The organism is Candidatus Protochlamydia sp. R18, from assembly GCF_000648255.1.
GTDB lineage: Bacteria > Chlamydiota > Chlamydiia > Chlamydiales > Parachlamydiaceae > Protochlamydia > Protochlamydia amoebophila.
On record NZ_BASL01000526.1, the window covers coordinates 1 to 266 of the forward strand.

Annotated in this window: 1 pseudogene; it reads left to right on the forward strand. The window is 39.8% G+C overall.

From position 1 onward, the window contains the following. Positions 1-266 (forward strand): annotated as a pseudogene (locus TY19_RS00700) (hypothetical protein); the annotation flags it as partial.

The following is a 266-nucleotide window of genomic DNA, read 5'->3' on the forward strand; positions in this document are numbered from 1 at the left end:
TTAGCGTTAAAAAATTGTAAAAATTTAAAAGCACTACATCTCCAGGAATGCTACAAACTTACCGACGCAGGATTAGCCCATTTAGCATCCTTGATGGCTTTGCAGCATTTAAATCTGGCTAAATGCTATAAAATCACCGACGCAGGATTAGCGCATTTGGCATCTTTGGTGGCTTTACAGCATTTAGACCTAAGCTATTGCGAAAAACTTACTGACGCTGGATTAGCACACTTGCGACCTTTAGTGGCTTTAACGCATTTAGATCT